Below are 10,232 nucleotides of genomic sequence, written 5' to 3'. Positions count from 1 at the left end.
GACATACTGCTGTCTCTCTGCCCTCCTATATTGTAATTAGAAATTCGTTTATTTAAAAAGGAGGGATTAAATATGGCTATGAGCGAGGCATCATCATTTGAAGAACAGATGGATATATTTAGATGGTTTGGCATTCCGGTCAAACAGTCGGAAAGCACTCTTGAAGAGATGCTGGAAAGAATACCTTATTTTGATAAGCGTCCCTTTACGGCTGATGAAGAGAACAAAAATTATGATGTCATTGTGAGAAAGCCAATAAATGGCGAAGGTGAGATTCCTGTTGGAATTGTGTCCAAATCCTATTCTCTGATACAGCATCGGGATATTTTGAACTTTATCATTAATTCTATTAAAGATGAATTTCTTGACCACGAGGAGATGAAGTTTTTATTTTTTTTGACAGAATATGGTGAAAGAATGGAGCTTTTGATGAGATTTCCGTCAAAATATCATTTTGATCCGGGAGACGGATATAAAGTTGGTTTCTCATTGTGGTTAAGAAATTCCGTTGATGGGAGCACTAAATTTTCTGCAGAGTTTGGATGGTTAAGGCTTGTATGTTCAAATGGGATGGTAATATTCGAAAAAGATCGTTTTGAACACCGTCATACTAAATCTCTCGATCAATATTATGTAAATGAAATACTAAGAAATGGACTTGCTCTTTATGAAAAAGAAAAAAGGATGCTGATAGAATTATATCGAACCCCTCTCGATAAGAATGCCTTTGAAAAATGGGTAAATGATTCATTAAAAGAAAAATGGGGTGTGAAGGCCGCGGTAAGGACATATCATATTGCAATGTCGGGAAAAGATGTTACTTATGCCCCCCTCAAGAAAAAAGTTCCTTCTTCTCAGATAGAGGTCAAATATACCATTGAAGTGCCCGGGGCAGTTGCGCCTGCTAATAACCTTTACGCAGTGGTGCAAGCATTGTCTTGGCTGGCACGGCAGAGGAGGGACATCGATGAGCAGTTCCAATGGAGAGCTCAAATCCCTGCGCTTATAGATGATTATCTAAAAATTGCGGCATAGTGTATCAGTCATTTCGAAGATACCTTGCTTGATTATTGCTTTCTCTCTCTTTACAAATTGAATCTCTGCGTTTGCATTGGCATAGAATTTGTATTTATTATGAATTCCTTTGAAGTTCTTTCACAATATTGTTGGGATGACCGGTGGATTATCCGTTCAAACCGGATAATGACACAATAGGGTAGCAGGATAGTGGATTTCTCTATTACCATAATTTTTTTTGTTCATAAGAAAAAGTAAAAAAATTAGAATTGATAAAATATGATATGAGTGATTAATATATAGAGCAGAAAAGAAGTTTGTTCAAAGAAATAAATCACAATTTAAAAATCAAGGAGACTATTAATGGATATAAGCGATTTTACTCCTGAGCAGATAGATAAGATGATTGATGGTCTTTTTGCAAAGCTCAAGATTCAGCGGTGGAAGCCTTCAAAGGAGGAACTTGAAGATGAAATAACTGATTTTCTTAACAAGATGCATTGTTGCTCACTTGCAACTTGTGGCAAAGACGGAGTGCCGCGCATCTCAGTTGTCGATTATGTAAATGATGGACTCAACATCTACATTTTTACCGAAGGCGGCCAAAAGTTGAAAAATATCAAAGAAAATAATAAGGTTGCAGTTGGGATTGGAGTATCAACCTTGAGTATGAAGGCAGTACGGGGCGTTAACATCCGAGGTACGGCAGATGTATTTACAGATGATATGCCCGAGTATGAAGAGGCAAAAAAATTGTTCAAACCGGTTTTTGACAATTTCCTTAAAGATACAGGAACTCCTTTGAATGTGCCAAAGGGATTGTCAAAAATAATCCGCATTATTCCCTATGAAATAGTTTATTACCATAATAACAGAGGGATTTATGCCGCTCATTGGAAACCGTAATGGCGAAGTCGTAAAAAGCAGAGAAAGAGTGATGGCAACAAAGAAAGGCGGCGCCGAAGGAAGAAATTTGAATTCAGCAGGAAATAATTGATAACTTATTAAATTGATTGCCTGAATTTGAATGGTTGTTTTGGAGAAAAAAGAGACAAAATTTAGAAGCTGATTTTAGCCCTTTTAATTTTGGAGGTTTGCAATGAAACTTTTGGAGCCCGGATATATAGGTAAAGCGGAAATAAAAAACCGCGTTATTATGGCGGCAATGGGCGCTCATGGACTTCATGAAGCTGATGGCGATTGGGGCGAGCGATACCGTGCTTATTATGAAGCAAGAGCAAAAGGCGGCGTAGGCCTTATAACGACAGAAGCAACATTTGTAACTCAGGCACTCGAGCCATTTACAAAAGATTTATTCAATATTTCAAATGATAAACATTTTTCTTCGATGAAAAAACTTGCAGATACTCTTCATTCTTATGGCTGTAAATTGAGCGTCCAATTGACTGCAGGATTTGGCAGAGTTATAGCGCCACCTGTTATACCTGAAGGGGTAAGGCCCGTCTCTGCTTCTGAAAATCCTCATTACTTTCTGCCGGATTTTCCTGAATATGTATCCCGGGCAATTACGACTGAAGAAGCCGAAGCTCTTGCGCAATCCTTCGGTTATGCCGCGATGCGATGCCGTGATGCAGGCGTTGATTGCATCGAGATTCATGGCCACGAGGGATATCTGATGGACCAGTTTATGACAGCGCTTTGGAATAGGCGCGAAGACCGTTATGGAGGCTCAAGAGAAAAACGGCTTCAGCTTGCGCGTGAGGCAATAGCGGCTATAAAGCGTGATGCCGGTGAAGACTTCCCCATTATATACCGTTTTGGAATAACTCATTATTTGGAAGGCGGAAGAGAGGAAGAAGAAGGTTTGTGGATAGCTCAGGAACTGGAAAAAATGGGGGTAAGTGCCCTTCATGTCGATGCAGGATGCTATGAAACTCCTTGGTGGCCTCATCCTCCTCAATATCAGCCCCCGGGCTGTATGCTTCACATTGCTGAAAAGGTAAAAAAGGTTGTAAAAATTCCTGTAATTGCTGTTGGACGTCTTCAATATCCCTCTGTTGCAGAAAAAGCATTGATAGAAGGGAAAGCCGACTTCATTGCAGTTGGACGAGGTCTCCTTGCCGATCCCCAGCTTGTAAACAAGATAAAAGAGGGAAGACAAAAAGAGATCCGTCCTTGTCTTGGATGTCATGAAGGATGTCTTTGGCAGATGATTGCTCAGCAGCCAACAAGCTGTTCCCTCAATCCAACAACAGGTCATGAGCTTGAATGGCCCCTTATTCCTCTCAAAGAAAAAAGAACATTACTGGTAGTTGGAGGAGGTCCGGCAGGAGTGGAAGCGGCGCGAGTGGGAGCTGAGAGAGGATTTGATGTTACCTTGTGGGAGGCGTCTGATAAGTTGGGTGGAAATCTTAATCTTGCGGCAAAGCATGATTTCAAACACGATATTTTAGATTATATCAACTATCTCAATTATCTTGTTGAAAAACTTCCTGTAAAAGTTGTTTACAATAAAAAGGCAACGGCTGAGGATGTAAAAAGATTTGGTGCTGATTATGTGATAATCGCAACAGGTGCTGAAATGGAAGAACCTCCTATCGAAGGGGAAAATGTAATATCTGTAATCGATGTCCTAAAAGGCGAAGAGGTGAAGGGAGAGAAGATTCTCATAATGGGAGGTGGAGTTATTGGATGTGAAACGGCCGTTGCCCTTGCCCGCAAAGGGAAGAATGTTACGATATGTGCAAGGATGGATTCTGATGATTTGGATATGGATATGGTTGACCATAACAACAGATATTTCCTTCTTCGAATGTTGGAAGACGCAAAAATAAATGTGATGCGCGCTGCAATTCCTGTGAGAATTGAAAATGGAGAGGTGGTCGTTGAGCAAAAAGGAGAAGAAAAAAGAGTTCCTGCAGACTGCCTTATCTTTGCAGGGAGATTATTTCCTAAAGACCAGCTCAGTAAAGAGCTTGCGAATGAAAAGAATGTCTTTAGCATTGGGGATTGTGTAAAGCCGCAGACAGTTATGGATGCAGTATGGGGTGCGTTCAAGAGAGTACGCGAAATCGAATTATAGAATAATTTAGCAATAAAAAAATCCCCTTCAGAAGAGTCTGAAGGGGAAAATATTATTTCAAGGTTTTAGTTAATTTCTTCCATAAATATCGAGCTGTTTTTTGTTTCCCATCAGGTAATCAGGTGATACATACCAATCACCGCCAAGGGAATTTTTAAAAATCTTCTTCGCTGTTTTATGTGCAACTCCTAATGAACCAAATAAAGTAATAAAACCAGCGCCTAATCCGCCAATTGAATAAAGCGTTTTAAGACTTGTCCAAACTGGAGTTGTCAAAGCACTTCCTGTTATCCAATATGCTCTTTCCAATCCTTTGGTTTCTGCAAAGGTTTTGTCTGCTGCAAATGAAAGTGCAAAGGGCTGTAAAGCAAAAGCAACAATAAGAACTGCAACGATAAAACTTTTTAAATTCACTTTATATCCTCCGCTTTGAAAAGTTTTTTTCTTTTAGTATAAACTACTAAAAATAGCAGTCAAGCTTAAATAAGCTTTACGAATTTTTTTTTAGATTTCAATAAGAATTTTGCCAAATTGCTTTTTGCTTTCCATATATTTTTGAGCTTTCTTGTAATCTTTGAGAGGGAAACACTCATCGATGACAGGCCTTGTGCCCGCGACTTTCATAAAGTTTAATAGTTCATTCATCTCTCCTCTGCTTCCCATTGTTGAACCGAATATTGAAATTTGATTCCAGAAGACCCTTTGAATATCTGTTTGGGCAATTCCACCTGATGTGGCGCCGCAAGTGATGAGGCGTCCGCCTCGTTTGAGACATTTTAGGGATGTTTCCCAAGTTTCTGCACCTACGCTGTCAAAAACGATATCAACACCTTCGCCTCCTGTTATCGCTTTGACCTTTTTATAAACATCTTCTTTTTTGTAGTTAATCCCTTCGAAAGCTCCAATTTCTCGCGCTTTCTTGATTTTGTTGTCATCTGAAGATGTAACAATCGTTTTCAATTTCATTGAGGCCGCAAGTTGCAGACAAGCTGTAGCAACGCCTCCTCCAATACCGATTATGAGAAATGTTTCTCCTGCCTTTATTTTTGCTTTTGATATGAGCATCCTCCATGCCGTAAGAAATGTCAATGGGAAAGCTGCTGCTTCTATCATTGTGAGTCCATCAGGAATTGGATGAACATTTTCTTCAGGGACTTTGACAAATTCAGCGTAAGTGCCATCGATGTGTTCCCCAACAAGATGAAAGGTTTTACATTGGCTGTGTTCTCCTTTTCGGCACATCGTGCAGATTCCGCAGGAAATACCCGGATCTATTAAAACTTTATCGCCTTTTTTGAAAGATGTCGTTTTGTTTCCGCATTCTTCAACAATTCCCGCACCATCAGATCCTAAAATATGAGGAAATTTTACCTTTATTCCCGGTATGCCCATTCTTACCCATATATCGAGATGATTGAGTGCTGCGTATTTTATATTGATAAGAACATCATTTTCTTCAATTTCAGGTTTTGGAAGATCTCCATAATGAATTACTTCAGGACCACCATGTTTTTTTATGAATACAGCTTTCATAACAAGCCCCCTGTAATTTTATTTTTTACTCCAAGTTACAAACCAGTACCCATTTCGTGGGTCAGTATATCTTATCTTATCAAGCTCTATGACAATTACTTTGAAAGGATAATTTGTCGGAAGTTTTTTTTCATCGATTCCCATCAGCTTGATGCATTTTCTAAATTCTTCAATATTGCTTTCCTTAGTGTAGACTTTTGCTTTACCCCACATTTGCAAACCTCTTGAGCTGAAGTAATCCTTTTTTCGATTATAGGGTGATGCAATAGATACAGAGACCTTGGGGTTTTGTTTCAAGTTTCTAAATTTTACTCCGCCTTCTGAAAAGATGTATATTTTTAGTCCGTCATTTCTATATTCGATAGGAGTTACTCTTGGATTATTGTTATAACAGGTTGCTAAATGAAGGACGGTATTTTCATTCAAATATTTTATTATGTCTTTTTTTACCTTGTCTGGAGTGAGGTTTTTTTTGAGTTTCACTCCCTTTGCTTTCATTGCCATTTCAACATTTTTATCAACTTTGGAAAGTAATATCTTTTCCATTTGGGTCTCCTTTTTATATTTTTTTTCTGCAATCTAAATACCATATGTTAAAATAAATTGTAATTTAAGTTAAAGTTTTTATGCTCATATTGAAAATTTTCATTTGGGCTTGTTTTATTCTTTGAAAAAATTCCGATAGGAAACTGATTGGAATTTAAAAGGAGGTAAGAATGGCTAAAAAGAAAAAAATCAAAATCGGGGTGTTGACAGGTGGAGGAGACTGTCCGGGGCTAAATGCCGTTATAAGAGCAGTTGCAAAGAAATCTATCATAGAACTCGATGCAGAGGTTATAGGATTTATAGATGGTTATCAGGGATTGATGGATTTGAATTATATAAAATTGAACTCAAAGGCAGTTTCTGGAATTTTAACACAGGGCGGAACTATTCTGGGGACTTCGAATAAAGCCAATCCTTTTAGAGTGCCTATTAGAAGAAGGGGAAAACTTGAATTTTTGGATAAATCTGATGAGACTGTAAAAAATTATAAAAAGCTTGGATTGGATGCTTTGGTCTGTATTGGCGGTGACGGGACACTGCAGATAGCATTAAAGCTGTTAAAAAAAGGGTTGAAGATTGTTGGAGTGCCGAAGACAATCGATAACGACCTCGATGGCACCGATTATACATTTGGTTTCAATACAGCTCTTGAAACTGCCACTGAAGCAGTTGATAAAATACATTCCACTGCAGAGTCCCATCATCGTGTAATGATTATCGAGGTGATGGGACGGTATGCAGGATGGATTGCCCTTTATTCGGGGTTGGCAGGCGGCGGCGATGTAATCCTAATTCCTGAAATACCCTATGACATTAAAAAGGTGTGTGAAAAGATCAAAGAACGCACTAAGAAGGGGAAAAAATTCAGTATTATCGTAGTTGCCGAAGGAGCAAAACCTAAGGGTGGTGAGATGGTTGTAAGAAAGGTTATAAAGGATAGCCCTGACCCTCTGAGATTGGGAGGAATTGGAAATAAGATAGGAGATGATATCGAGGAGATGACAGGCATCGAGACAAGGGTAACTGTCCTTGGTCATCTTCAAAGAGGCGGAACTCCATCGGCATATGATAGAATTTTGGCTACTGAATTTGGCGCTGCTGCTGTGGAGCTTATCAAGAAAAAGGATTTTGGCAAAATGGTTGCAATTCGCGGGAACAAAATCACTGCAATACCGATTTTGCGAGCTGTCAATAGATTGAAACATGTAAGAAAAAATTCTCAACCGGTTTTGACTGCGCGCTCTCTTGGTATTGGATTTGGCGACTGAATATATTATCAGAAATAGTAAAGCGCCATTTGTCGTTGAAAAAGCTATGCCGCTTGAATATCAGGGGAGGGATTGTTTTTATTATTCAGTATGTCATTTACCTTTTCAATCAATGTTTTTTTCTCAAAGGGTTTTTCTATCGTAGGAATCTTATTTTTCGATAGGAAGTTTGCAGTTTCAGAGTTGAAGGTATCTCCTGTTACAATGAGGAATTTGTCGATGATGTCGGGCTTATTCTTTGCCAGAAATGAATAAACTTTTTTTCCGTCCATAACCGGCATCTTTATGTCACAGATAACGGCATCGAAATCATCCTTCAGAATTTTCTTGATGCCATCATTACCATTGGACGACCTTTCAACAAAATGTCCTTCCCGTTTTAGAATTTCAGACATAACGGAAGCAACGATTTCATCATCGTCGATTATTAGAATCTTTGATTTACCATCGATGTTTTTGAAAGATGTATCTGAATTTCCTGCTGTGCAGTTTTCACAATGTAAAGAAGTTTCATTTGCTAATGGGAAAGAAATTGTGAAGGTTGTGCCTCGACCTTCAACACTTTCTACAGATATCTCTCCATTGTGCTCTTTTATGATTCCATAGCAGACGCTCAAACCTAAACCAGTGCCTTTGCCCGGCTCTTTTGTCGTAAAGAAAGGATTGAAGATTTTCTTCAAGTTCTTTTTGGGAATTCCGCATCCGTTGTCTTCAATCTTTATATTGGTCATATTCCCATTTGTTTTGGTTGCTATCTTGATTCTTCTTGAATCATTTGTTTCCTTTTCCATAACAGCATGCTGTGCATTGTTTATTATATTTAGAATGACTTGTTTTATTTGATAAGGGTCTGCATTGATTGTGCATTTCTTATTGGAAAATTCAGTTTCAATTTCTATCCCGCTTGTCCTAAGGTCATAGGATTTGAAATCAATTGTTTCAGTGATAATTTCATTGATGTCAATAAGTTTCCTTTCAGGTTTCCTTTTGCGGGCAAAAGTAAGCAAATTTTGAACAATCTTTCTACATTGAACCGCTTCTTTATTTATTTTTTTCAGCTTTGTGGATATTTCATCAGGCAGATTTTCTTCACAAAGCAGTTCTGAATATCCCATAATGCCAGTGAGAGGATTGTTGAGCTCGTGAGCCACACCTGATATCATTTCTCCAAGCGTTGTCATCTTTTCAGTTTGCATTACCAGTCCCTGAATCTCTTTCTTTTCGGTGATGTCTCTTACTACGGCAATAGCTGTATCCAGATTTCCAAATCTGAAAGAGGCGGTGCTGATTTCTACAATTTTTTTCTCATCCTTTTTTGTTTTTAGATACATTTCGCAGACATAGGTACTTTTATTCTTTATTGCTGAAGAGAGGGTAGATTTTTCGCCTTCAGAAATTTCTTCAATAATGTCGTAAAGTTTAAGCCCTGTAATTTCTTCTTTTTGGCTTCCATACAAGACATTAAAACTTCTGTTTGAATCTATTATTGAGCCGTTTGATGGATTAATGATGATTAAACCGTCATAAGCATTTTCGAAAAGATTTCTATATTTTTCTTCTGATTCTTTTAGACTTCTCTCAAGGCATTCTTGAGCGGTAATGTCCTTCAATATGAAAACATATTTTTTGTCCTTTTTATCTTCTTCTATAATTGGATAGGAACTTACATTGTAGTAAAATCCTTTTGCCTTGATCTTCTTGTCTTGGAGGTTGTTTGTCAATATTGATGGAATTAAATCGATTTTTTCATTGATGCCAAACTTCTTGATAAAGGCTTTGTTTGCACGCACAACATTGTTGTTGTTTGTTATAGCAATCGGATCGGCAATAGAGTTGAATGTGTTTTCCCATTCACGATAGCTTGATTCAAGTTGTTTGAAAAGATTAGACTTCTGTATAGCAATAGAAACTTCTTCGCAAATAGTTTTAAAGAGATTGATGTCTTGGTCATTGTATATTTTGTCAGATTGATGCATCAAACACATAACGCCAAGCATTGTATTATTAGAGATTAGAGGTGAGGCAATAACAGATTTAGCTCCAAACATTTTCCCGATTTTCTTTTCCCATTCAAAATCAACCTTTTTCTCTTCCCCTTTGTTTCTTTTATAGACTGAATTCAGGTTTCCCCATTTTTCAGCGAATTCAGATTTGAGATTGACCTCCTTTATCATTTCTATACCTTGAGGGGTGATGACATAGTGAAGAGTGTCCTTTTCCTGTTTTTCATCAACAATGACTATAGCGCCTTTATCATAAGGTATGAGGCGGCTGATTTTTTTTGCTGTTATATTTATTATGTCTTCAAGATTGAATGCAGTATTTATCGATTTGGCAATTTCATTTACTGCCGTCAATTCGTTTGCCTGTCTCTTGAGTTTATTAATCAGTTTAGTGTTGTTTATTGCTACAGAAAGACTGTTTGCTATAGAGACGGCAAGTTGAATAATGTTGTTTCCCCAGTTTTCTTGGCTTTTGCGCGACAGCACTAAGATTCCTATTCTCTCTTTTTCTGTGCCAAGTGGAAATATTCCTACTGATTTGAATCCCATTGCCTTGATTGATGGAGGAATCTTTTTATCATTGACATCGATATTCCTGATAATTTTTGCAACGCCGTTTATGAAGATGCCTCCTAAGGGTGAATTGTCTGCCCGCACTTTTTGTAATTCAGGCAGGTATTTTTTATCTATGCCTTTTGATGCGGAAAGATTCAATGTGTTGTCTTCTCTGTTGAAAAGATAGATTGCGCCAGCATCAAAATTCAGCGTCTCTGTGATTTTACAAATGATATTGTCAAGATAGTCAAATGATGATGTCGTCGT

Annotated in this window: 8 protein-coding genes; 4 read left to right on the top strand and 4 right to left on the bottom strand. The window is 38.0% G+C overall.

The window, feature by feature from the left end:
• Window positions 1-72 precede the first annotated feature (72 nt).
• The 3 genes from D6734_02815 to D6734_02805 all read left to right on the top strand — a co-directional run bounded on the left by D6734_02815 (window position 73) and on the right by D6734_02805 (window position 4,060).
• Entirely contained in the window at window positions 73-1,035 is a 963-nt protein-coding gene (locus D6734_02815) for a DUF932 domain-containing protein (GenBank protein ID RMF97122.1), read from the top strand.
• A 345-nt stretch (window positions 1,036-1,380) separates the two neighbouring features.
• A complete protein-coding gene (locus D6734_02810; GenBank protein ID RMF97121.1) occupies window positions 1,381-1,923 on the top strand; it encodes a pyridoxamine 5'-phosphate oxidase family protein in 543 nt (180 codons plus the stop codon).
• Between the two features lie 193 nt (window positions 1,924-2,116).
• Window positions 2,117-4,060: a 2-enoate reductase gene (locus tag D6734_02805; protein ID RMF97120.1), complete on the top strand. Its 1,944-nt coding sequence runs from the start codon at window positions 2,117-2,119 to the stop codon at window positions 4,058-4,060.
• Window positions 4,061-4,129: 69 nt separating this feature from the next.
• On the opposite strand, the gene D6734_02800 is transcribed toward D6734_02805, so the two are convergent.
• The 3 genes from D6734_02800 to D6734_02790 form a co-directional block, all read right to left on the bottom strand.
• Window positions 4,130-4,474 (bottom strand): hypothetical protein, encoded by a 345-nt coding sequence (locus D6734_02800; GenBank protein ID RMF97119.1) that lies wholly within the window; start codon window positions 4,472-4,474, stop codon window positions 4,130-4,132.
• A gap of 90 nt (window positions 4,475-4,564) precedes the next feature.
• Window positions 4,565-5,593: an alcohol dehydrogenase gene (locus tag D6734_02795; protein RMF97118.1), complete on the bottom strand. Its 1,029-nt coding sequence runs from the start codon at window positions 5,591-5,593 to the stop codon at window positions 4,565-4,567.
• Window positions 5,594-5,611: 18 nt separating this feature from the next.
• Window positions 5,612-6,139 carry a hypothetical protein gene (locus tag D6734_02790; GenBank protein ID RMF97117.1) on the bottom strand — a complete coding sequence of 176 codons (528 nt, stop codon included), beginning with the start codon at window positions 6,137-6,139 and terminating at the stop codon, window positions 5,612-5,614.
• A gap of 170 nt (window positions 6,140-6,309) precedes the next feature.
• Here D6734_02790 and D6734_02785 point away from each other — a divergent pair, with 170 nt between their 5' ends.
• Window positions 6,310-7,407: an ATP-dependent 6-phosphofructokinase gene (locus tag D6734_02785; protein ID RMF97116.1), complete on the top strand. Its 1,098-nt coding sequence runs from the start codon at window positions 6,310-6,312 to the stop codon at window positions 7,405-7,407.
• A gap of 44 nt (window positions 7,408-7,451) precedes the next feature.
• Here the strand turns inward: D6734_02785 and D6734_02780 are convergent.
• A partial coding sequence (locus D6734_02780) for a PAS domain S-box protein (protein RMF97115.1) occupies window positions 7,452-10,232 on the bottom strand: 2,781 nt, incomplete at its 5' end.

It is taken from the genome of Candidatus Schekmanbacteria bacterium, assembly GCA_003695725.1.
GTDB lineage: Bacteria > Schekmanbacteria > GWA2-38-11 > GWA2-38-11 > J061 > J061.
The sequence above is the reverse complement of the archived record's forward strand: the minus strand, read 5'-3'. Positions and strand labels throughout refer to the sequence as shown.

What these genes read in the sequence shown, in the direction of transcription:
- D6734_02815 (RMF97122.1), top strand. Translation starts at nt 73, where the DNA reads ATGGCTATGAGCGAGGCATCATCATTTGAAGAACAGATGGATATATTT.
- D6734_02810 (RMF97121.1), top strand. Translation starts at nt 1,381, where the DNA reads ATGGATATAAGCGATTTTACTCCTGAGCAGATAGATAAGATGATTGAT.
- D6734_02805 (RMF97120.1), top strand. Translation starts at nt 2,117, where the DNA reads ATGAAACTTTTGGAGCCCGGATATATAGGTAAAGCGGAAATAAAAAAC.
- D6734_02795 (RMF97118.1), bottom strand. Translation starts at nt 5,593, where the DNA reads ATGAAAGCTGTATTCATAAAAAAACATGGTGGTCCTGAAGTAATTCAT.
- D6734_02790 (RMF97117.1), bottom strand. Translation starts at nt 6,139, where the DNA reads ATGGAAAAGATATTACTTTCCAAAGTTGATAAAAATGTTGAAATGGCA.
- D6734_02785 (RMF97116.1), top strand. Translation starts at nt 6,310, where the DNA reads ATGGCTAAAAAGAAAAAAATCAAAATCGGGGTGTTGACAGGTGGAGGA.